The following is a 21,622-nucleotide window of genomic DNA, read 5'->3' on the forward strand; positions in this document are numbered from 1 at the left end:
CTTCAGGCGTCCTCGGGGTTGGAGCGGCGGGCGGTGGCCTCGGCCAATGTCATGAAGCTGCGGGCGGCTTCGGGGAGCGTTTTGGGATAGTCCGTGCGGCAATGCGCGCCCCGGCTTTCGCGGCGGGCGAGGGCCGCGGCGGCGATCAGGGTTGCGGTGGCGGTCATGTTTTGCAACTGGGCGCAATCGGGCTGCGCCGCTTCGATCTCGGCGATGGCCGTTAAGGCGCGGTGCAAGCCCGCCGCATCCCGCAGCACGCCGACCTCTGCGGTCATGGTTTGGCGCAGACGGGTGACGAGGGTCTCGTTCGGTGTCTCGCCAGCAGATAACTCCGGCAGCTGTACGGCGTCATCGTCGCCCGCCTCGCATTCCTCAAGCATGTCCTGCGCTGCACGGCGGGCAAAGACCAGCGCTTCGAGTAGCCCGTTTGATGCCAAACGGTTCGCGCCGTGCAGCCCGGTCGAAGACGCCTCTCCGCAGACCCAGAGCCCGGCGAGGCTTGAGCGGCCATGCGCATCGGTCGCGACACCGCCCATATGGTAATGCGCCGCGGCGGCGACTGGGATGGGCTGGGTCACCGGATCGATGCCATTGCGCGCGCAGGCGGCTGCGACGGCGGGGTAGTCGGTCAGCACCGCCGCACCCAAGACCGCGCGGGTGTCGAGCATGGGGCGTAGCCCCGCTTGGGTCTGGGCAAAGATGGCGCGGGCCACGACATCGCGCGGGGCAAGCTCGGCAAGGGGGTGAACCACCTCCATAAAGCGCGCGCCTTCGCGGTTGATCAGATGCGCCCCGGCCCCGCGCAGTGCTTCGGTCGCCAAGGGCGCGGGGTCTTCGCCGCAATCGATGGCGGTGGGGTGAAATTGCACGAATTCCGCATCGGCAATGAGCGCGCCCGCCCGGGCGGCCATGCCGATCACCTGCCCGCGAATGCGGGCCGGGTTGGTGGTCAGCGCATAAAGCCCGCCAGACCCGCCGCCCGCCAGCAAGACCCCCGCGCCGCGCAGCATCACGGGGGCGGAGCCTTCGGGTCGGGCCAGTTCAACCTCGACCCCGGAGACCTTGGTGCCGTCACTTTCCAAACCGCGGGCCAGCACCCCTTCGAGCACCTGGATCGAGGGTGTTTCGCGCACCTTTTCGATCAGCGCGCGCATGATCTCGGCCCCCGCTTGATCGCCTTGCACGCGCACGACGCGGGCAAAGCTATGCGCCGCCTCGCGCGACATGACATAGCCACCATCGGCGCTGCGATCGAAGGCGGTGCCGAAATCGGTCAGGGCGAGGATATGGGCCCGGGCCTCATCCGTTACGGTGGCGGCGACGCGCGGCTCGACCGTGCCCGCCCCGGCTTTGATGGTGTCGAGCGCATGGGCCTCGGGGCTGTCGGCCTGCGCCATCGCGGCGGCCACGCCGCCCTGCGCCCAAGCGGAACTGGCCCCTGACCCCAAAGGATCGGGCGAGATCAGCAAAACTGGGCGCGGCGAAAGACAAAGCGCGGCATAGAGCGCGCCCAGACCGGCCCCAACGATGATGATCCTGCCGGTTGTGATCTGCTCCACGCGCGCGCCCTTCAGAGGCCGAGTTCGCGGGACAGGTCGATCATCCGTTGCACGGCCACCCGCGCCTTGCTGGCAACCTCGGCCTCCACTTCGACGGCGCCGGACATCGTGTGCAGCGACCAGAGCACCTTTTCCAGCGTGATCTTCTTCATGTAAGGGCACATGTTGCAAGGGCCGACGAAATCGACCTCGGGCAATTCATCGGCGATGTTCGACGCCATGGAGCATTCGGTGACCAGCATCGCCTTGGCGGGTTTCTCGCGGTGCACATAGTCAAGGATCCCGCTGGTCGAGCCGGAGAAATCCGCCTCCGCCACCACGTCGGGCGGGCATTCGGGATGCGCGATGATGCGGGTGTCAGGGTTCCACTCGCGGTAATCCGCGATGTCCTTGGCGGTATAGCGTTCGTGCACGATGCAGGCGCCGTCCCACCAGACAATGCGCTTTTGCGGCACCTGTTTGGCGATGTTCTGGGCCAGATATTTGTCCGGCGTCATGATGATTGTGTCGGCCTCAAGCGCAGCCACGATCTGCGCCGCGTTCGACGAGGTGCAGCAGATGTCCGACGCCGCCTTCACCTCCGCCGTGGTGTTGACGTAAGTGACCACCGGCGCGCCGGGATATTGCGCGCGCATCTGTGCGACACCCTCGGCGGTGATGCTTTCGGCCAGTGAACAACCCGCTTCCATGTCGGGGATCAGCACGGTTTTTGCGGGGTTCAGGATTTTCGAGGTCTCGGCCATGAAATGCACGCCGCATTGCACGATGACATCGGCCTCGACCTCGGTCGCCTTGATGGCCAGTTGCAGGCTGTCGCCGACGAAATCCGCGATGCCATGGTAGATGTCGGGCGTCATGTAGTTATGCGCGAGGATGACCGCGTTGCGCTCTTTCTTGAGCTTGTTGATCGCGGCGACATAGGGCGCATGAATGGCCCAATCGGGGGGCGAGACGACACGATCCATCTTGGCGTAGATATCGGCCATTTCAGCCGCCAGCGCTGGCGATGGCGCGAGGTCAAAATGGCGCTCAAGCTCGCTGGGCGAAAAGATTTCATCACGCATGGTCGGTCCCCCTCCGGCCTTGGCGCGTGTCACGGCACCGCGCTGGACACCACACCCGGCGTGCTGGCCATAGACGACTGGCGGGGTTTGGGCAAGCCAATACCCTTTATGACAAGGCGTTGCTTGCTGAGGGCGTTAGGTAAATTTGCGGAACAAACGGGTCTGGTCGAACATGTCTTCCAGCCGTTCGGCGCGGTCCTTTGTATCCTCCCAGTTGATGTCCTGCATGGCCGAAATCACGCTCTCTACCAGCAGCAGCGTGGCCGCCGCGCTGTCCCAAGCTGAGGGCGCGACGATCCGGCTGGAGAAACAGATATCGGCAAGGCTATGCACAGGAGAGCGCCACTGGTCGGTGAAGAGGATGATCTTGGCCCCCCGCGCATGGGCCATTTCCGCCAGCTTCAGCGTGTTGTTCTCATAGCGCCGCACGTCGAAAATGACAAAGACATCGCCTTCGCCCACGTCCAGCAGGTAATGCGGCCAAGCGTTTGATGTAGATTGGATATGTGTCACCCGGGGGCGGATGATCTGGGCGTGGAGGAACAGATATTCGGCCATCACATGGGTGATGCGCCCGCCCACGATATAGAGCGGATGCGCAGTATCGGCGATCATCGCGCAGGCGCGGTCGAAGGTGGCAGGCTCGATCTGGCCCAACGTATGGCGGATGTTGTCGATCACCGCATCGGTGAACCGGTTCAACACATGGCCCGAGGGCGCGCCTTCGGTCCAGTTGTCATGTTTGGCGATGGGGTTCTTGGCCTTGGCCTTTAGCTCTTCGCGCAGCTCGTTCTGAAACTCGGGGTAGCCCTTGAACCCCAGCTTTTGCACCATCCGCGCCACGGTAGGGGTCGAGACATTGGCATCCTTCGCCAGCGCCGTCAGCGGGCCGAGGCCGGAGGCGGGGTAGTTTTCCAGAATCGAATGGGCAAGTTGCCGTTCCGCACGGGTCAGCCGGTCCAACTCTTGCTGGATACGGTCGGAAATGGTCAGCGTCGGTTCAGCCATGGATGCCCCTCTTTTGACGAGTAATAACACAAACTGAATGGCGTTGTAATAAATTTGACATTATTCTGTTGACAGAAGCCCCCCGCCCGAATGAGGTTTGATCTAACTGAGGGGGACAGGGTGTCAGAACAGTCAGATCTTTCGAATGAAGCCGTCGAGGTGATCAACGCCGGGGCCAAGGCCCCGCTGGTATTGGTCTGCGAACATGCGGCGCGTGAGATACCGGCCTGCTACGACGGTCTGGGGCTGGATGCCGCGGCCCGCGAAAGCCATGTGGCTTGGGATCCCGGTGCCTTGGGCGTGGCCCGGGCCATGGCGCAGGATCTGGATGCGGTGCTGGTGGCGGGGCGCGTCTCGCGTCTGGTCTATGACTGCAACCGCCCGCCCGAAGCCCCGGGCGCGATGCCAGCGCAGAGCGAGATTTTCGCGATCCCCGGCAATGCCTCGCTTGATGACGCGGGCCGGGCCGAGCGGGTGGCGCGCTATTACGAGCCCTTCCGCGCGACTTTGGCGGCGACGATCAAACGGGTCGATGCGCCTGCGATCGTCACGGTGCATAGTTTCACGCCGATCTACCATGGCAAACCGCGCAGCGTTGAGATCGGCATTCTGCACGACAGCGACACGCGTCTTGCCGATGCGATGCTCGCGGTGGCGTCGGAGTTCACGGACCTCAATGTCGAGCGCAACGCGCCCTACGGCCCGCAGGACGGGGTGACCCATACGCTGAAAGAACATGGGCTGGCCCATGGTCATCCGCATGTCATGCTAGAGATCCGTAATGACCTCATTACGACCGAAGCAGAACAGCGGCAGATGGCCGAGATGATCAGCAATTGGCTCCGTGCCGCCATGGCTCGGCCCGAGATGGAGGAGGTCAAACCATGAGGTTCATCCGGGGCTATATCCGGGGCATCGACGCGATGAACCGGCGGATCGGGCGGATCATGATGTATGGCATCTTTGTCCTGATGGGGGTGCTGCTGTGGTCCACCGTCAGCAAAGCCTTCTTCGTCCCCTCGCTTTGGACGCTGGAAATGGCGCAGTTCGTCATGGTGGGCTATTACATTCTGGGTGGTCCCTATTCGATCCAACTGGGGTCGAACGTGCGGATGGACCTGCTCTATGGCGATTGGTCGCTGCGCCGCAAAGCGTGGTTTGACCTCTTCACCGTCTTCTTCCTGATCTTCTATCTCTGCGTGCTGCTCTATGGCGCGGTAAGCTCTACCGCCTATTCGCTGGGCTACTGGGGGACCGAGCCGTTCAGCTTTTTCGGTGGCCTGATCACCGGTAGTGAAGAGGTTGGCCATATGGAGCAATCCAGTTCCGCATGGCGTCCCTATCTCTGGCCGATCAAGGTCGTGATGATCGTCGGCATCTTTCTGATGCTGCTGCAATGTCTGTCCGAGCTCGCGAAAGACGTGCTGCGGCTCAAGGGTGAGGCCATCTGATGTCCTATGAAATGATTGCGACATTGATGTTCTCGTCAATGATGCTGATGCTACTGACCGGCCAGCGGGTGTTTGGCGCCATCGGCTTTATCGCCGTGGTTTCGGCGCTGCTGCTCTGGGGTGACAAGGGCGGCTATGACATCGGTTTCGCCGCCGCGATGAAGCTGATGAAATGGTATCCGCTGCTGACGCTGCCGATGTTTATCTTCATGGGCTATGTCCTGAGCGAAAGCCGCATCGCCGATGACCTTTACAAGATGTTCCATGTCTGGATGGGCGGCGTGCGCGGCGGGCTGGCGATTGGCACGATTGGCCTGATGGTGCTGATCTCGGCGATGAATGGGCTCAGCGTGGCGGGCATGGCGATTGGCTCGACCATTGCGCTCCCGGAACTGCTGAAACGTGGCTATGACAAAAGGATGGTTACGGGGGTGATCCAAGCAGGGTCCAGCCTTGGCATCCTCGTGCCGCCTTCGGTGGTGCTGGTGCTTTACGCCATGATCGCGCGGCAGCCGGTGGGGCAGTTGTGGCTTGCAGGGGTCATCCCGGGGTTGATGATGGCAGCGATGTTCATCGCCTATATCGTCATCCGCTGCCGGATGAATCCCGAACTTGGTCCCATACTCTCAGCCGAGGATCGCGACATTCCCCGTGTCGAGAAACTGCGCCTTCTGCGGGCGGGCATCCTGCCGCTGGTGATCTTTGCGGTGATGATGGTGCCTTTCGTCAACGGTTGGACCAGCTTGGTCGAAAGCTCGGCCATCGGGGCTGCGGCGGCGTTCTTTGCTGCCGTTCTCAAGGGCCGCATGACCCGCGAAGTTTTCGAGAACTCCCTGCGCAACACCTTGGGCATCACATGCATGTTCATGTGGATCATCCTCGCCGCCCTCGCCTTTGGCGCGGTCTTTGACGGGCTGGGCGCGGTGAAGGCGATTGAGAGCCTGTTCACCGAGAAGATGAACCTCAGCCCCTGGATGATCCTGATCATGATGCAGCTTAGCTTCATCATCATGGGCACCTTCCTTGATGATACGGCGATGCTGGTGATCGTGGCGCCGCTTTATGTGCCGCTGGTCGGCGCGCTGGGCTTCGACCTGATCTGGTATGGTATCCTTTACACGATCACCACGCAGATCGCCTATATGACACCGCCCTTCGGCTATAACCTCTTTTTGATGCGCGCCATGGCCCCGCCCGAGATTACCCTGCGCGACATCTATGCCTCGATCACGCCCTTCGTGCTGGTGATGGTCCTGGCGCTGATACTGGTCATGGTCTTCCCCGAGATCGCGACATGGCTGCCCGATTACATCTACGACAAATAACAACGAGAGCCGCGCAAAGACGGCCTGATTTCAACAAAGGAGAGAGAGATGACCACACGCAGAAAGTTCCTATCCGGGGCCGCCGTCGCCGCCCCCGCGGCATTGGCCGCGCCGTCCATTGTCCATGCCCAAGCGCCGATTAAATGGCGCATGCAGACCTATGCCGGCGCCGCTCTGGGTGAGCAGGTGACGAAACCCGCCGTCGATTACATCAACACCGCCGCCAACGGCGAGATGGAGATCGAGCTTTTCTACGCCGACCAGATCGTCCCCACCGGTGAGCTTTTCCAAGCCATGCAGCGCGGCACCATCGACATGGTGCACTCGGACGACGATTCCATGGCCTCTCCCACGCCGCTGCAGCAGTTCGGCGGCTATTTCCCCTTTGCCACCAAGCATATCCTCGACGTGCCGGTGCTGTTTAACCAGTACGGTCTGGCCGACATCTGGCGCGATGAATATGCCAAGGTCGGCGTGCAGTGGCTTTCGGCCGCCGGTCAGGACCCCTGCAACTTTAACACCACCAAGGAGATCAAGTCTGTCGACGATCTCGACGGTCTGAAGCTCTACACCTTCCCGACCGCGGGCCGCTTCCTGTCGAAGTTCGGCGTGGTGCCGGTGAACATTCCCTACGAAGACGCCGAAGTGGCCGTGCAGACGGGCGAGCTCGACGGCATGGCATGGTCCGGCATCACCGAAGACTACACCGTCGGCTGGGCGGATGTGACCGACTACTTCCTGACCAACAACATTTCGGGCGCCTGGATCGGCTCTTTCTTCGTGAACCAGCAGCAGTGGGCCGATCTGCCGGATCACCTCAAGCAGTTGGTCATGGCGGGGATCGAAGCAGGCCACACCTACCGCAACCAGTGGTACTGGGGCGGCGAGGCGCGTCTGCGGGCGCAGGGCGACAAGCTCAAGCTCAGCACCGTGCCTGCCGACGAATGGGCCGAGGTTGAAAACGCGGCCAAGGACTTCTGGACAGAGATCGCCGAGGAAGGCGAAGTGCACGCCAAGATCGTGCAGATCTTCCGCGACTATAACGAAGTCATCAACAAAGCCGGTCCGCCCTACACCAACGGCTGAACCGACAACCGGGGGCGCGCTGCCTGCGCCCCCGCCTTACCCCCTGAAGTGGACAGAACATGCCCGGCACACTGACATTCGACGCGCTGAAAAAACTGGTCAAAGAAGGATCCGTCGATACGGTTCTTGCGTGCCTTGTGGATATGCAAGGCCGGTTGATGGGCAAGCGCTTCCATGCCGTCAACTTCGTCGAGACCTCTTATAAAGAAACCCATTGCTGCAACTACCTGCTGGCCACCGACCTTGAGATGGCCACGCCCGAGGGCTTTGCCTCCACCTCGTGGGAGACGGGCTACGGCGACTATGTGATGCAGCCCGACGTCGACACAATTCGCCCGGTGCCGTGGCTCGAGGGCACGGTGATGGTGCTTTGCGACGTGCTGGATCACGACACGCACCAGCCGGTGCCGCATTCCCCGCGCGCCATGCTCAAGAAACAGATCGCGCGGCTGAAGGAACTGGGTTTCGATGCCATGATGGCGACCGAGCTGGAGTTCTTCCTTTTCGAGCAGAGCTTTGACGCGATCCGCAAGGGCGGCTACCGCGACCTCACGCCGATCAGCGGCTATAACGAAGACTACAACATCCTTCAGACCACCAAGGAAGAGAACGTGATGCGCCCGCTGCGCAACCATCTCTTTGCCGCCGGTCTGCCGATTGAGAACTCCAAGGGCGAGGCCGAGGCCGGTCAGGAAGAGCTCAACATCCGCTATTCAGAGGCGCTTGATTGCGCCGATTATCACACGATTGCCAAACATGCGGTCAAGGAGATCGCTTGGCAGCAGGGCCATGCGGCAAGCTTTCTGCCCAAGTGGCATAAGGACCGCGTCGGCTCTTCCAGCCACGTCCATCAGTCGCTGTGGAAAGACGGCGAAGCGGCTTTCTTTGACAGCGAGGGCGCGTTGGGCATGTCCGATCTGATGCGCCACTATATGGCCGGTCTGATCGCCTATGCGCCGGAATATACCTATTTCCTCGCCCCCTATGTGAACAGCTACAAACGCTTCGCCAAAGGCACCTTCGCCCCGACCAAGACCGTCTGGTCCGTCGACAACCGCACCGCCGGTTTCCGCCTCTGCGGGGCAGGGACAAAGGGCGTGCGCGTCGAATGCCGTATTGGCGGATCGGACCTAAACCCTTATCTGGCGCAGACGGTCATGCTGGCTGCCGGAATCAAAGGGATCGAAGACAAGATGGAGCTTGCCCCGCCCACACGCGGCGATGCTTATGGCGAGTCCGACGCTGTCGATATCCCCCAGACCCTGCGGGCAGCAACCGAGACCCTGCGCGGCTCGACGTTCCTGCGCGAGGTCTTGGGCGACGATGTAGTGACCCATTACACCCGCGCGGCGGAATGGGAGCAGGAAGAATATGACCGGGTGGTGACCGATTGGGAAATCGCCCGCGGCTTTGAAAGGGCCTGAGAATGACGACGGTAAAATGTATCTCTCCGATTGACGGTTCGGTCTATGCGGAGCGCGAAACCCTGAGCACGCAGGCAGCGCAGGACGCTGTCGCCCGTGCGCGTAAGGCGCAAAAGGCATGGGCCGCGCGGCCCTTGCAGGAGCGTGTCGATCTGGTGATGGCCGCGCTGAAAGAGATTGAGAATTCCACCGACCGGATGACCGAGGAGCTGGCCCATCAGATGGGCCGCCCGGTGCGTTATGGTGGCGAATTCGGTGGCTTGCAAGAACGCACCAGCCACATGGCCAAGATCGCCGCCGATGCGCTGGCGCCCAAGGTGATCGAGGACAGCGCCGCCTTCAGCCGCAAAATTATGCGTGAGCCGCATGGCGTGGTTTTCGTCGTCGCGCCGTGGAACTACCCCTATATGACCGCGAACAACACCATCGCGCCTGCGCTGATCGCGGGCAATTCGGTGATCCTGAAACATGCCTCGCAGACCATTCTGGTCGGTGAACATCTTGCCGATGCTTACCGCGCTGCGGGCGTGCCGGAGGATGTGTTCCAGAACGTCGTGCTGAGCCATGACACCACTTCGGCGTTGATCGCGGATAACGCCTTTGATTTCGTCAATTTCACCGGCTCCGTCGGCGGCGGTCAGGCGATGGAGCGCGCGGCGGCGGGCACTTTCACCGGCGTCGCGACCGAGTTGGGCGGCAAAGACCCCGCCTATGTCCGGGCCGATGCCAATCTCGACGCGGCTGTCGACGGCGTGATGGACGGGGCGATGTTCAACGCGGGCCAGTGCTGCTGTGGGATCGAGCGGATCTATGTGCACGAAAGCCTCTATGACGCTTTCGTTGAGAAGGCCGTGGCATGGGTGAATAACCTCAACCTCGGCAATCCACTGGATCAGGCCACGACGCTTGGCCCGATGGCCAACGTGCGTTTCGCCAATGAGGTCCGCGCGCAGATTGATGAGGCCGTGGCGGCAGGTGCCAAGGCGCACATCGATAGAATGCCCGCCGACGATGGCGGTGCCTATCTGACGCCGCAGGTGCTCACCGATGTGACCCATGAGATGCGCGTCATGCGTGACGAAAGCTTCGGCCCCGTGGTCGGCATCATGCCGGTCAAGGACGATGAAGAAGCCATTGCGTTGATGAACGACAGCCAATTCGGTCTGACCGCCGCGATCTTTACCGCCGATGCCGATGCCGCCGAGGCCATCGGCCAGCGGTTGGAAACCGGCACCGTCTTCATGAACCGTGCCGACTATCTGGACCCGGCGCTGTGCTGGACCGGCTGCAAGCAAACCGGGCGCGGCGCGGGCCTGTCTGAACTGGGCTATCACGCGCTGACACGCCCCAAATCCTACCACCTCAAGAAAGCCTGAGACATGTCCCTGACTGCCAATTGGTCTTACCCCACCGCCATCCGCTTCGGCGCGGGCCGGATTAAAGAGATTGCCGAGGCCTGCGCCGCTGCGGGCATCAAGAAGCCGCTGCTGGTCACCGACAAAGGGCTGGCCTATCTGCCCATCACCCAGTCCACACTCGACCTGATGGAGGCCGAAGGTCTGGGCCGCGCGATGTTTTCGGACGTTGACCCGAACCCGACCGAGATGAACGCCGAGGCGGGCATCAAGGTCTATCGCGACGGCGGCCATGACGGTGTGATCGCCTTTGGCGGTGGCTCCGGTCTCGATCTGGGCAAGGTCATCGCCTTCATGGCGGGCCAAACCCGCCCCCTGTGGGATTTCGAGGATATCGGCGATTGGTGGACCCGCGCCGACGCGGATGGCATCGCGCCCATCGTGGCCGTGCCGACGACCGCCGGCACAGGCTCGGAAGTGGGCCGCGCCAGCGTCATCACCAATTCCCAGACCCATGAGAAGAAGATCATCTTCCACCCCAAGATGCTCCCCGCCGTCGTGATCTGCGACCCGGAACTGACCGTCGGCATGCCGCCGATGATCACTGCAGGCACGGGGATGGACGCGTTCGCCCATTGTCTGGAAGCCTTCTGCTCGCCGCATTACCACCCGATGAGCCAAGGCATGGCGCTGGAAGGGATGCGTCTGGTCAAGGAATACCTGCCCCGCGCCTATGCCGATGGCAGTGATCTTGAGGCGCGCGGCCATATGATGTCCGCCGCCGCCATGGGCGCTACGGCGTTCCAAAAGGGTCTGGGCGCCATCCATGCCATCAGCCACCCGATCGGCGCGGTGCATCACACGCATCACGGCACCACCAACGCGGTGGTCATGCAGCCGGTGCTGCGCATGAACCGCCCCGCGATTGAGGAGCGTCTGGCCAAAGCGGCGGCCTATCTCGATATCGTCGGCGGTTTTGACGGGTTCTATGATTTCGTCGGCAAGCTGAACGAAGAGTTGAACATCCCCGCCGATCTGACCGCCCTTGGCGTCACCGACCCGGATATCGACGCGCTGGTGGCCTCGGCCCTGCAAGACCCGAGCTGCGGCGGCAACCCGATTGAACTGACCAAAGAGAACGTCACGCAATTGCTGCGCGACTGCTTTTGATCCGAAACAAAAAGGGGGGCCAGATGGCCCCCCTTTCACATTGCGCTGAGCGCGCGGTTTATTCAGTCGCTTCGGCGGCGTCCCCGGCCTCGGCCACTTCCGGCCCGACGGACACCAGATAGGCCCAAACGTCTTTCGCGTCTTCTTCGTCTCTCAGACGATAAGACATTTTCGACTTGGCCCGTTTCGTGTCAAGATACTCGGCCAGAAACCCCTTGGGATCGGCGACGTAGCCTGTGAAACTCTCTTCGTCCCATGTCAGCCCGGCCTCGCCCGCAGCCACGATGGAATCGCCATAGCGGTAGTCTTCGACGGAACCCGCCACGCGGTTGTAGATCCCATAAAGGTTCGGCCCCGTACGGCCCCCTTTTTGGATATCGTTGCCCTCATCATCCGAGATCATGTGGCAGCTTTTGCATTTACGAAAGACCTTTTCCCCGGCTTCGGCGTCACCGGAGGCATGGCTTTCCGCCCAAAGGGGGGTGGCCCCGAGGCAGATGGCGAAGATCGACGCGATACGCATGTTCATTGTGAGTTCCTTTGTCAGTCTGACTTGAAACTAGCGTTTGGGGCGAAGGGGTAAAGGATGTTCACTGCGCCAAAAGGTAGCACGGGCGCAGGGCGGACCGGTTAGCGGTTGAGACTAGGGAGAAATCCCCCGATAACTGCCGGTGAATTTCTTCTGCGCCGAGGGTGAGATGAACACAATGGTAAGCCGCATCTGATGGAGATCATGGTCCCCGCCTGGGTCGACGGCACCCTGCAACCGGTCGAAAAGCTCGCCGCGCATGAACGCGGTTTGCGGCATATGGCGGTTTCCGTTTTCGTCATCTCCAACGGCAAGCTGCTGATGCAGCAGCGCGCGCTTGGCAAATATCACACCCCCGGTCTCTGGGCGAACACCTGCTGCACACACCCGCATTGGGGCGAGCCGCCCGAGGACTGCGCCGCGCGGCGTTTGGACGAAGAGTTGGGGATCACCGGGCTGGCCTTGCAGCACCGGGGCCGGGTCGAATACCGCGCCGATGTCGGCGGCGGGCTGATCGAACATGAGGTGGTCGAGGTCTATCTCGCCCATGCCGCGCCGGATCTGACGATCATGGAAAACCCTGACGAAGTGATGGCGACGCGCTGGATCACCCTTGGCGATCTACATGCCGACCTCGCGCAGCACCCCGATGCATATACGCCTTGGCTGCGGATTTACATGGCCGAACACGAAGGTCTGATCCTTGGCGGCGGGGCGATGGAATAACAGAAAGGCGGGCCAGAGATGACCGACGACATGCAAGACCAAAAGACACGCGCGGCGGATTGGTTCCGCAAGCTTCGCGATGACATCGTTCAGGCGTTCCACGACATCGAAGCGCGTCATGTGGGCGAGGAAGAGGCCGGGCGTTTCGTGGTCAGCAACACCACCCGCACTGCCCCCGATGGATCGGACGCCGGTGGCGGTGAAATGTCGGTGATGCGCGGGGGCCGTGTGTTCGAGAAGGTGGGCGTGAATATCTCCACCGTCTACGGCGAGTTGGGCGAGCGGGCGCAGGCCGCCATGGCCGCGCGCAGGGGGCTGCCCGGCATGGCCGAAGATCCGCGTTTCTGGGCCTCGGGCATCAGTCTGGTCGCGCATATGCAAAACCCACATGTGCCTGCGGTGCATATGAACACCCGCATGTTCTGGACCCCGCATGCATGGTGGTTCGGCGGCGGCGCGGATCTGAACCCTTGCATCGAGTATGACGAGGACACCGACCATTTCCATGCCGAGATGAAGGCCGCCTGCGACCCGCATGGGGCCACGCTCTATGATGAGTTGAAGGCTTGGGCGGATGAGTATTTCTACATCCCCCATCGCAAACGCGCGCGGGGTGTGGGGGGCATCTTTTACGATGACCGCAACAGCGGCGACTGGGAGGCGGATTTTGCGCTGACGCAGGATGTGGGTCGCGCGTTCCTGCCCGCCTATGTGCCCGTGGTCGACAAACGGCGCGAGATGCCGTGGGACATGGACGACAAGGACGTGCAGCTGCGCCACCGGGGGATCTATGCCGAGTATAACCTTGTCTACGACCGGGGGACGAAGTTTGGTCTGGAGACGGGGCATGATCCGGATGCTGTGCTGATGAGCCTGCCGCCGATGGCGAAGTGGGTTTGAGCTAACCAGCCCGGCCCGGAATCAAGCCGCAGGCGCCGGGCCATCGCCTGCCCGCCCGGACGGGTAGGCGATTTGGTGATGCTGGGCGTGACCTCGCGAGCGCACATCATGCTTGCCCCATAAAGTGGCTTTGACAGCCTTCGGTACGCCAACCCGCGGTCAGGCGCTGACCCTTCGGTGACGGTTACCATCCCGGCCCGGAGTCAAGCCGCAGGCGCCGGGCCATCGCCTGCCCGCCCCACCGGGTAGGCGATTTGGTATGGCTTGGCGTGACCTCGAGGGCGCAACTCAAGGCTGATAGATAAAGTGGCTATAACAGCCGTCAGATCGCCCACCCGCGGGCAGGCGATGGCCCTCGATCTAAACTTTGGGCGTTGGCTTGTTACCCCCGCGTCCCGCGAACGGTATCAATCATCAACTGCACATTCTCCGGATCCGCATCCGGCGTGATCCCATGCCCGAGGTTGAAGATATGCGGCCCCTTCGACAGCGCATCGCAAATCGCCCGCGTCTCCTGCACCAGCGCATCCCCACCCGTCACCATATGCGAGGATTTCAGGTTGCCCTGCACACAGCCATGCGGCTGCACATGTTCGGCCACCCACTCGGCGCTCACCCCGTCATCGACGGCGATGCAATCGGCCCCGGTGGCGGCATGTAGATTGGCGAAACGCGCCCCGGCTCCACGCGGGAAGGCGATCACGGGCACGCCCGGATGACGCGCCTTCAGCGCGCTGATGATCTGGCGCAGCGGCTCTGTCGAATAGCGGTCGAAATCCGTGCCTTCCAGCGATCCGGCCCAGCTGTCGAAGAGCTTTACCACCTCGGCTCCTGCCTTGATCTGCATGTCGAGGTATTCGATTGTCGCCAGCGTGATCCGCTCCATCAGCTCATCGAACACCTCGGGGTTCTCGTCCTTTAGCGCATGGGCTGGCCCCTGATCCGGCGTGCCCTTGCCCGCGATCATATAGGTCGCCACCGTCCAAGGCGCGCCTGCGAAACCGATGAGCGTCGTCTCTTCGGGCAGTTCGCGCGACAGGATGCGCACTGTCTCGTAGATCGGCGCGAGATGGTCGTGGATCGCATCAGCAGGCTTCAGCGCCTCCATCTCGGCCTTGGTCGTGATCGTCGACAGCCGTGGGCCCTCGCCAGTGACGAACCACAGATCGGCGCCGAGCGCTTGTGGCACAAGCAGGATGTCGGCGAAAAGGATCGAAGCGTCGAAACCATAGCGGCGGATCGGCTGCAACGTCACCTCGGCGGCCAGTTCCGGGTTGTAGCACAGCGACAGGAAATCGCCTGCCTCGGCCCGGGTCGCGCGATACTCGGGCAGGTAGCGCCCGGCTTGCCGCATCATCCAGATCGGCGGCGTCGGCAGGGTTTCGCCCGCAAGGGCGCGCAGGATGGTCTTATTCGCAGTCATTATGGCGTTCCTATTTGTGGCAAACCCGTAGGTAGCGCAGGTACAGCAGTTGTCAGTTCATGTCGACGGGGGTAGGGATGCGTCATGACGTATCAGCTTCCCACCCCGGCCCGGCCTCTCAACATCGGCACACGCGGATCGCTTCTGGCGCTCGCGCAGGCGAATGAGGTGCGCGACCGGCTCGCCGCCGCCTTCGATCTGCCGTTCGAGGCTTTCACCATCGTCGTGATCAAGACCACGGGCGACAAGATCATCGACCGCCCGCTGAAAGAGATCGGCGGCAAGGGGCTGTTCACCCGCGAGATCGAGGCCGCGCTGCTCGACGACTCCATCGACATCGCGGTGCATTCGATGAAGGACATGCCGACGCTGCAACCCGAGGGGCTGTTGATCGACACCTATCTGCCGCGCGAGGACTGCCGCGACGCTTTCATCTCACCGCATCTGAAATCCATTAGCGAGTTGCCCGAAGGCGCGGTCGTCGGCACCTCCAGCCTGCGCCGCCGCGCGCAAGTGAAACTGCGGCGGCCTGATCTGGAAGTGGTCGAGTTTCGTGGCAACTTGCAGACTCGTTTGAAAAAACTTGATGACGGTGTGGCGGAGGCGACCTTCCTCGCTATGGCCGGGCTGAACCGCTTGCAAATGGACGACGTGCCGCAGGCTGCCGTGCACCCCGACGACATGCTGCCTGCCATCGCGCAGGGCGCCATCGGGGTTGAGCGGCGCGAGGACGACAGCCGCGCCGCCGAGATGCTCTCGGCGATCCATGACCGCAAGACTGGCGAACAGCTTGCCGCCGAACGCGCGTTCCTCGCCACCCTCGATGGGTCTTGCGAGACACCCATCGCCGGTCTGGCCGAACTCAACGGCAGCGAGATGCGCCTGCGCGGCCAAGTGCTGCGCCCCGACGGGTCGGACGCCATCGGCGATGACGTGACCTGCGCCATTTCCGACGGGGCCGAGGCGGGCGAGGCGATGGCCCGCAAGCTTCTGGTCGAGGCCGGACCGGGTTTCTTTGACTGGCGCGAATGATCGGCAATCTCTTCACGCTGAAACAGCTTGAAGCGCTGATCTGGGTCGCAGACCTAGGCAGTTTCCGCCGCGCCGCCGCGCATCTGAACACGACACAGCCCAATATCTCAGCCCGGATTTCCGGGCTGGAGGCAACCTTGGGCGTCACCCTGATGCAGCGCGATGCCGGGTCGATCCGGCTCACCGAAAAGGGCACCGCACTGCTGGCCCAAGCCCGCCGCGTCCTGCGCGAGGCCGAAGCGCTGGTCGAGACCGCCGCGCGGCCCGACCTGATCGACGACAGCCTCCGCCTTGGCGTGACCGAAGTGGTTGCCAGCACATGGCTGCGTCCCTTTCTGCGCGCGCTGGCCGATGCCTATCCCAATCTCACTGTCGAACTTACCGTCGATCTCTCGCGCGATCTGGATCAGGAGCTTGCCGCTCATGCGCTCGACCTGACCCTGCAAACCGCACCCTTCTCGACCCCGGCGAGCGGGCGGCTGGATCTGGCGACCTATGACTACATCTGGGTGGCCGCGCCGGAATTGGCCGCCCAGATCGGCCCCGCGCCCGACTTCGACGCCATGCTGCGCCATCCGGTGCTGGGCCATGCGCGGCATACGCAGGCTCATTCTGATCTGATCGGCCATTTCGATGGCTCGACTGCCCCCAAGGCCCGTTTGGTGCCCTCCAGCAGCCTGTCGGCGGCGATGAACATGGTGCTCGACGGGATGGGCGTCGCCGTGATGCCGCGTGTCATGGTGGCTGGCGCGCTGGCCGATGGGGCGCTGCGGATTCTACCCGCCGCGTGGCACCCGCGCCCGCTGCAAGTCGCCGCGCGTTATCACGCGGATCGCACGCCCGCCTATGTCGCCCGCGCCGCTGAACTGGCCCGCGACTGCGCCCGAAGCTTCGATGTCGAGGATCGAAAAAACCTTTCACACCCATAGAATATAATAATTTGCACCGATGCTGTGCCCACCCCTATCCTGCGCCCAAACAGGAGTGAGACATGGCATCAACCATCCGACTGGGCGTAGACATCGGCGGCACCTTCACCGACGTGGTGCTGGAAAAGGGCGGCGAGAGTTTCTCAACCAAGGTGCTGACCACCTATGCCGCGCCCGAGAACGCGATCATCGACGGGATGCATCAGGTCTGCGCCAAGGCCGGGATCACGCCCGCCGACCTCACGCAGATCATCCACGGCACCACGCTGGCAACCAACGCGCTGATCGAACGGCGCGGGGCCAAGACCGCGCTGATCACCACCCAAGGCTTCCGTGACGTGATCGAAATGCGCACCGAAAGCCGGTTTGAGCAATATGACCTCAACCTCAACCTGCCCGAGCCGCTGCTGCCGCGCCAGATGCGCTACACGGTGGAAGAGCGCGTTGATGCGACAGGCGCCGTGCTGGTCCCGCTTGACCGCGCCGAGGTCGAAGCGCTGGCCGACCGTATTGCCGAAGCGGGCTATGAAAGCGTCGCGGTGGGGCTGATCCATTCCTACCTGAACGATGCGCATGAGCGGATGGTCCGCGAGGTTCTGGAAGAGAAGCTGCCGGGCGTCATGGTCTCGATCTCCTCCGAGGTCTCGCCGCAGATGCGCGAGTATGAGCGGTTCAACACCGTGGTTGCCAATGCCTATATCAAGCCGCTGATGAAGAGCTACCTCGGACGGCTCGAAGGGCGGCTGCAGGACGAAGGTGTGGGCTGCAACATCTTCCTGATGCACTCCGGCGGCGGGATTATCTCGATTGAAAGCGCCGCTGAATTCCCCGTGCGGCTGGTGGAGTCGGGCCCCGCAGGCGGCGCGGTTTTCGCCGCCAACATCGCCGCGCGCTACGGGCTCGATAAGGTGCTGAGCTTTGACATGGGCGGCACCACGGCCAAGATCTGTCTGATCAAGAACCAGACGCCCAAGACCAGCCGGGGCTTTGAGGTGGCGCGGACCTATCGCTTCAAGAAAGGCTCCGGCATGCCGATCTCGATTCCGGTGATCGACATGGTCGAGATTGGTGCGGGCGGTGGCTCGCTGGCCCATGTGGATGCGATGCGGCAGATCCGGGTGGGGCCGGAAAGCGCGGGCTCCGAGCCGGGGCCTGCCTGTTACGGGCGCGGTGGGGAGAAGCCCGCGGTGACCGATGCCGATCTGGTGCTGGGCAAGCTCGACCCCGACAATTTCGCGGGCGGTTCGATCCGGCTCGAAACCTCCAATTCCGAGACGGCGCTGAGCCAGATCATCGGGCAGGAGCTCGACATGGACGCTGCCACCACCGCCTTCGGTCTGGCCGAGGTGGTGGACGAGAACATGGCCAACGCCGCGCGGGTCCATGCGGTGGAGAACGGCGAGGACCTCAGCGACTACACGATGATCGCCTTCGGCGGCGCGGCCCCGCTGCATGCCGGGCGGCTGTGCGAGAAACTGGGCGTCGAGCGCCTGCTGGTGCCGCCCGGTGCCGGGGTCGGCTCAGCCATCGGTTTCCTGCGCGCGCCTTTCAGCTTCGAGGCCAACCGCTCGGTCTACATGAAGCTGTCGGACTTCGACGCGACCCGCATCAAGACGCTGCTGGCGGAACTGCGCGACGAGGCCACCGGCTTTGTCCGCAACTGCGATGCCGGGGCCAAGATCCTGTCGGAATACAAGGTCTACATGCGCTACAGCGGGCAGGGTTGGGAGATCCCCATCGTGCTGGACGAAGCGGACGCGCTAAACCCCGATGCCGCGCGTTTCGAGGCTTTGTTCGAAGCCGATTACGCCAAGCTTTTCGGCCGCACCGTCGAGGGCTTGGACATCGAGATCACGGTCTGGTCGGTCAATGCCACCACCCCGCCCGAGGCGGTCGCCCGCACCGCAGAGCAGTCCCCGGGTGCGGCGGCGAATGTGGCTCTAACACGGCGTATTTTCGACCCGGCGCTTTCCGAGTACTGCAAGGCCGACGTCGTGCTGCGCGGGCAGATGGCCCCGGGCCAGACCGCCGAAGGCCCCGCCGCCATCACCGAGGATGAGACGACAATCATCCTGCCCGCCTCGCGCCGGGCGATCTGCCAGCCCGACGGCTGCATCGACATCACCGTGAAAGGGTAAGCCCATGGCACAGACACATTCCAACGTCGCCTATCAGGTCATGTGGAACCGCCTCATCTCGGTGGTCGAAGAGCAGGCGCAGGCACTGGTGCGCACTGCCTTCTCGACCTCGGTGCGCGAGGCGGGGGACCTTTCCGCGGGCGTCTATGACACCGAAGGCCGGATGTTGGCGCAGGCTGTCACCGGCACCCCTGGCCACGTCAATGCCATGGCGGACGCCGTGGCGCATTTTATCCGGCGTATTGGGCGGCAGAACATCCTCGAAGGCGACGTCTATATTACCAACGATCCTTGGGAAGGGACCGGTCACCTGCATGACATCACCATGGTCACGCCCTCCTTCCACCGCGGCAAGCTCGTGGGGTTCTTCGCCTGCACCGCGCATATCGTCGACATCGGCGGGCGCGGGTTCGGCGCGGATGCGGCGAGCGTCTACGAGGAAGGGCTCTATCTGCCGATCATGAAGTTCGCCGATGCGGGCAAGGTCGATGAGACGCTGGTGCGGATCATCCGCGGCAACGTGCGCGAGCCGGATCAGCTGATTGGCGACATCTACGCGCTGACCACCTGCAACGAGATCGGTCACCGCCGCCTCATCGACATGATGGAGGAATTCGCCCTCGACGATCTCACCGGCATCGCCGCCTTCATCCTCGACAATTCCCGCCGTGCCACCTTGGAGCGGATCGCGGCGCTGCCACGGCAGCAGGCGACTGGCGAGATGACGATCGACGGCTTCGACACGCCGATCACGCTGAAGGTCACGGTGAGCATTGCCGAGGATCACATCTTGTCGGATTTCGCAGGCACCAGCGGGATCGATAAGAAGGGCATCAACTGTCCGTTGGTCTATACCAAGGCCTATGCCTGCTACGCGCTGAAATGCGCCATCGCGCCGGAGATTCCGAACAACGCCGCTTCGCTGGAGCCGTTCCGGATCACCGCGCCCGAGGATACCATCGTCAACGCCGTGCACCCCGCACCGGTGGCCCTGCGGCATATCGTGGGCCACTTCGTGCCAGATACGGTCTATGCGGCGTTGGATCAGATCCTGCCGGACCTCGTCCCGGCCGAAGGGGCGGGGTGTCTGTGTAACTTCCAGGTCAGCCTGCGGCCCCGCACCGATACGCAAGCGCCCGCAGGCGCGCGCCGGGCCGAGGTGCTGACCTTCAACTCCGGCGGTTCGGGAGCGCGACCCGAGCACGACGGGCTCAATGCCACGGCCTTCCCCTCGGGCGTGATGACCATGCCGGTGGAGGCCACGGAACATGCCGGTCCCGTCGTCATCTGGCGCAAGGAGTTGCGCCCCGACAGCGGCGGCGCGGGGCGCCAGCGCGGCGGGCTGGGGCAATATATGGAAGTCGGCGCGCGCGAGGGGCATGAGTTCGACATGCAGGCCATGTTTGACCGCGTCGATCACCCCGCACGCGGGCGGCAGGGCGGCAAGCCCGGCGCGCCCACCACCATCGCCCGCGACGACGGCACGCCGATGCGCGGCAAGGGCAAACAGTTCGTGCCACATGGGGCGAAGGTGCTGATGGCCTTCCCCGGCGGTGCCGGCTACGGCCCTGCCGAGGAACGCCCCAAGGCGCAGGTCAAGCGCGACCTTCTGCGCGGTTACATCAGCGCCGAGGTTGCGGCGGCGGACTATGGGCTCAGCGCCGAGGAGATCGCCGAGGTGCAAGAGGCCATCCGCAAAGGCGGCGAACTGTGAAAGAGTGGCCGCTCAAAGGCTTATAAGCGCAAGGGGTCATTGACTGTTACGAAGCGCGGGTGTTCCTTGGCGGCATTATGCCAAAAGGAACACCCGTGATGTATGTGATTGATCCCCCCAAGCAAAGCAGCCTTGCCGTTCAAGGCACCAGCGACCGTTTTCCGGTGCGCCGTGTCTTTTGCGTGGGCCGCAACTATGAGGCGCATGTGCTTGAGATGGGCAATGACATGCGCGACCCGCCGTTCTTTTTCACCAAACCCGCCGATGCCACGCTGGATACGCCCTGCACCGTGCCCTATCCGCCGCTGACGGAGGATTTCCACTTTGAGGCCGAGCTTGTCATCGCCATCGGCAAGGGCGGCGCGAATATCGCGGAAGCCGATGTGATGGATCACATTTGGGGCGCCTCGGTGGGCATTGATTTCACCCGCCGCGATCTTCAAGCACAGGCCAAGAAGATGGGCCGCCCGTGGGACTGGTCCAAGGCCTTTGACAACTCCGCGCCCATCGCGCCGATCCTGCCCATGGCCGATGTCCCCTCGGTCGAGAAGGGCCGCCTTTGGCTCGCGGTGAATGGCGAGATGAAGCAGGAGGCCGATCTGTCGCAGATGATCTGGTCGGTGCGGGAGCATACCGCCACCCTGTCGCAGGCCGTGACCTTGGCGCCGGGTGACATCATCATGACCGGCACGCCTGCCGGTGTCGCGGCGGTGCAGCCCGGCGATGTGATCACCGGGGGGGTCGACGGCATCTCCGAGTTCGAAGTCACCGTCGGCCCGCGCGCCTAAA

The 21,622-nt window shown here is 63.1% G+C and carries 19 protein-coding genes; 14 read left to right on the forward strand and 5 right to left on the reverse strand.

Annotated features, from left to right (window positions below):
- Nucleotides 1-2: 2 nt before the first annotated feature.
- From ACGYLD_RS06365 to ACGYLD_RS06375, 3 genes are all read right to left on the reverse strand, one after another.
- Nucleotides 3-1,559 carry an L-aspartate oxidase gene (locus ACGYLD_RS06365; RefSeq protein WP_394401705.1) on the reverse strand — a complete coding sequence of 519 codons (1,557 nt, stop codon included), beginning with the start codon at nucleotides 1,557-1,559 and terminating at the stop codon, nucleotides 3-5.
- A gap of 11 nt (nucleotides 1,560-1,570) precedes the next feature.
- A complete protein-coding gene (gene nadA / locus ACGYLD_RS06370; protein ID WP_271692705.1) occupies nucleotides 1,571-2,623 on the reverse strand; it encodes a quinolinate synthase NadA in 1,053 nt (350 codons plus the stop codon).
- Between the two features lie 135 nt (nucleotides 2,624-2,758).
- Entirely contained in the window at nucleotides 2,759-3,631 is an 873-nt protein-coding gene (locus ACGYLD_RS06375; protein WP_271692706.1) for a MurR/RpiR family transcriptional regulator, read from the reverse strand.
- Nucleotides 3,632-3,751: 120 nt separating this feature from the next.
- Between ACGYLD_RS06375 and ACGYLD_RS06380 the strand changes: the two genes are divergently transcribed.
- The 7 genes from ACGYLD_RS06380 to ACGYLD_RS06410 are packed head-to-tail and all read left to right on the forward strand — an operon-like array spanning nucleotide 3,752 to nucleotide 11,442.
- Complete coding sequence (locus tag ACGYLD_RS06380) at nucleotides 3,752-4,519, forward strand: N-formylglutamate amidohydrolase (protein WP_271692707.1); 768 nt, start codon at nucleotides 3,752-3,754, stop codon at nucleotides 4,517-4,519.
- A complete protein-coding gene (locus tag ACGYLD_RS06385; protein WP_067268278.1) occupies nucleotides 4,516-5,082 on the forward strand; it encodes a TRAP transporter small permease subunit in 567 nt (188 codons plus the stop codon). Before ACGYLD_RS06380 ends, ACGYLD_RS06385 begins: the two co-directional genes overlap by 4 nt.
- Entirely contained in the window at nucleotides 5,082-6,407 is a 1,326-nt protein-coding gene (locus ACGYLD_RS06390; protein ID WP_271692708.1) for a TRAP transporter large permease subunit, read from the forward strand. Before ACGYLD_RS06385 ends, ACGYLD_RS06390 begins: the two co-directional genes overlap by 1 nt.
- Before the next feature lie 48 nt (nucleotides 6,408-6,455).
- Nucleotides 6,456-7,493, forward strand: coding sequence for a TRAP transporter substrate-binding protein (locus ACGYLD_RS06395; RefSeq protein WP_271692709.1), 1,038 nt, complete (start codon nucleotides 6,456-6,458; stop codon nucleotides 7,491-7,493).
- Between the two features lie 59 nt (nucleotides 7,494-7,552).
- Nucleotides 7,553-8,917: a glutamine synthetase family protein gene (locus tag ACGYLD_RS06400; protein ID WP_276153773.1), complete on the forward strand. Its 1,365-nt coding sequence runs from the start codon at nucleotides 7,553-7,555 to the stop codon at nucleotides 8,915-8,917.
- 2 nt (nucleotides 8,918-8,919) lie between these two features.
- Nucleotides 8,920-10,293, forward strand: coding sequence for an aldehyde dehydrogenase family protein (locus ACGYLD_RS06405; protein WP_271692711.1), 1,374 nt, complete (start codon nucleotides 8,920-8,922; stop codon nucleotides 10,291-10,293).
- A 3-nt stretch (nucleotides 10,294-10,296) separates the two neighbouring features.
- Nucleotides 10,297-11,442, forward strand: coding sequence for an iron-containing alcohol dehydrogenase (locus ACGYLD_RS06410; protein WP_271692712.1), 1,146 nt, complete (start codon nucleotides 10,297-10,299; stop codon nucleotides 11,440-11,442).
- A gap of 58 nt (nucleotides 11,443-11,500) precedes the next feature.
- On the opposite strand, the gene ACGYLD_RS06415 is transcribed toward ACGYLD_RS06410, so the two are convergent.
- Nucleotides 11,501-11,971, reverse strand: coding sequence for a cytochrome c family protein (locus tag ACGYLD_RS06415; protein WP_271692713.1), 471 nt, complete (start codon nucleotides 11,969-11,971; stop codon nucleotides 11,501-11,503).
- A gap of 195 nt (nucleotides 11,972-12,166) precedes the next feature.
- Between ACGYLD_RS06415 and idi the strand changes: the two genes are divergently transcribed.
- Nucleotides 12,167-12,697 (forward strand): isopentenyl-diphosphate Delta-isomerase, encoded by a 531-nt coding sequence (idi, locus tag ACGYLD_RS06420; RefSeq protein ID WP_271692714.1) that lies wholly within the window; start codon nucleotides 12,167-12,169, stop codon nucleotides 12,695-12,697.
- An 18-nt stretch (nucleotides 12,698-12,715) separates the two neighbouring features.
- Nucleotides 12,716-13,597 carry an oxygen-dependent coproporphyrinogen oxidase gene (gene hemF / locus ACGYLD_RS06425; protein WP_271692715.1) on the forward strand — a complete coding sequence of 294 codons (882 nt, stop codon included), beginning with the start codon at nucleotides 12,716-12,718 and terminating at the stop codon, nucleotides 13,595-13,597.
- Nucleotides 13,598-13,979: 382 nt separating this feature from the next.
- On the opposite strand, the gene hemE is transcribed toward hemF, so the two are convergent.
- Complete coding sequence (gene hemE / locus ACGYLD_RS06430; protein WP_271692716.1) at nucleotides 13,980-15,020, reverse strand: uroporphyrinogen decarboxylase; 1,041 nt, start codon at nucleotides 15,018-15,020, stop codon at nucleotides 13,980-13,982.
- Nucleotides 15,021-15,104: 84 nt separating this feature from the next.
- Between hemE and hemC the strand changes: the two genes are divergently transcribed.
- From hemC to ACGYLD_RS06455, 5 genes are all read left to right on the forward strand, one after another.
- On the forward strand, nucleotides 15,105-16,052 hold the full coding sequence (gene hemC, locus ACGYLD_RS06435; RefSeq protein ID WP_271692717.1) for a hydroxymethylbilane synthase: 948 nt from the start codon (nucleotides 15,105-15,107) through the stop codon (nucleotides 16,050-16,052).
- The gene (locus tag ACGYLD_RS06440) at nucleotides 16,049-16,981 is read left to right on the forward strand and encodes a LysR family transcriptional regulator (protein ID WP_271692718.1); all 933 of its coding nucleotides are present in this window, start codon (nucleotides 16,049-16,051) and stop codon (nucleotides 16,979-16,981) included. The genes hemC and ACGYLD_RS06440 overlap by 4 nt, the downstream gene beginning before the upstream one ends.
- A gap of 62 nt (nucleotides 16,982-17,043) precedes the next feature.
- A complete protein-coding gene (locus ACGYLD_RS06445; RefSeq protein ID WP_271692719.1) occupies nucleotides 17,044-19,119 on the forward strand; it encodes a hydantoinase/oxoprolinase family protein in 2,076 nt (691 codons plus the stop codon).
- 4 nt (nucleotides 19,120-19,123) lie between these two features.
- Entirely contained in the window at nucleotides 19,124-20,833 is a 1,710-nt protein-coding gene (locus tag ACGYLD_RS06450; protein ID WP_271692720.1) for a hydantoinase B/oxoprolinase family protein, read from the forward strand.
- A 98-nt stretch (nucleotides 20,834-20,931) separates the two neighbouring features.
- On the forward strand, nucleotides 20,932-21,621 hold the full coding sequence (locus tag ACGYLD_RS06455; protein ID WP_067262780.1) for a fumarylacetoacetate hydrolase family protein: 690 nt from the start codon (nucleotides 20,932-20,934) through the stop codon (nucleotides 21,619-21,621).
- Nucleotide 21,622 lies beyond the last annotated feature (1 nt).

The organism is Sulfitobacter sp. 1A12056, assembly GCF_043558125.1.
GTDB lineage: Bacteria > Pseudomonadota > Alphaproteobacteria > Rhodobacterales > Rhodobacteraceae > Sulfitobacter > Sulfitobacter faviae.

Bases quoted from the DNA above. Each gene is read 5' to 3' on its own strand.
- nadA (WP_271692705.1), bottom strand. From the start codon at position 2,623: ATGCGTGATGAAATCTTTTCGCCCAGCGAGCTTGAGCGCCATTTTGAC.
- ACGYLD_RS06375 (WP_271692706.1), bottom strand. From the start codon at position 3,631: ATGGCTGAACCGACGCTGACCATTTCCGACCGTATCCAGCAAGAGTTG.
- ACGYLD_RS06385 (WP_067268278.1), top strand. From the start codon at position 4,516: ATGAGGTTCATCCGGGGCTATATCCGGGGCATCGACGCGATGAACCGG.
- ACGYLD_RS06390 (WP_271692708.1), top strand. From the start codon at position 5,082: ATGTCCTATGAAATGATTGCGACATTGATGTTCTCGTCAATGATGCTG.
- ACGYLD_RS06395 (WP_271692709.1), top strand. From the start codon at position 6,456: ATGACCACACGCAGAAAGTTCCTATCCGGGGCCGCCGTCGCCGCCCCC.
- ACGYLD_RS06400 (WP_276153773.1), top strand. From the start codon at position 7,553: ATGCCCGGCACACTGACATTCGACGCGCTGAAAAAACTGGTCAAAGAA.
- ACGYLD_RS06405 (WP_271692711.1), top strand. From the start codon at position 8,920: ATGACGACGGTAAAATGTATCTCTCCGATTGACGGTTCGGTCTATGCG.
- ACGYLD_RS06410 (WP_271692712.1), top strand. From the start codon at position 10,297: ATGTCCCTGACTGCCAATTGGTCTTACCCCACCGCCATCCGCTTCGGC.
- ACGYLD_RS06415 (WP_271692713.1), bottom strand. From the start codon at position 11,971: ATGAACATGCGTATCGCGTCGATCTTCGCCATCTGCCTCGGGGCCACC.
- idi (WP_271692714.1), top strand. From the start codon at position 12,167: ATGGAGATCATGGTCCCCGCCTGGGTCGACGGCACCCTGCAACCGGTC.
- hemF (WP_271692715.1), top strand. From the start codon at position 12,716: ATGACCGACGACATGCAAGACCAAAAGACACGCGCGGCGGATTGGTTC.
- hemE (WP_271692716.1), bottom strand. From the start codon at position 15,020: ATGACTGCGAATAAGACCATCCTGCGCGCCCTTGCGGGCGAAACCCTG.
- hemC (WP_271692717.1), top strand. From the start codon at position 15,105: ATGACGTATCAGCTTCCCACCCCGGCCCGGCCTCTCAACATCGGCACA.
- ACGYLD_RS06440 (WP_271692718.1), top strand. From the start codon at position 16,049: ATGATCGGCAATCTCTTCACGCTGAAACAGCTTGAAGCGCTGATCTGG.
- ACGYLD_RS06445 (WP_271692719.1), top strand. From the start codon at position 17,044: ATGGCATCAACCATCCGACTGGGCGTAGACATCGGCGGCACCTTCACC.
- ACGYLD_RS06450 (WP_271692720.1), top strand. From the start codon at position 19,124: ATGGCACAGACACATTCCAACGTCGCCTATCAGGTCATGTGGAACCGC.
- ACGYLD_RS06455 (WP_067262780.1), top strand. From the start codon at position 20,932: ATGTATGTGATTGATCCCCCCAAGCAAAGCAGCCTTGCCGTTCAAGGC.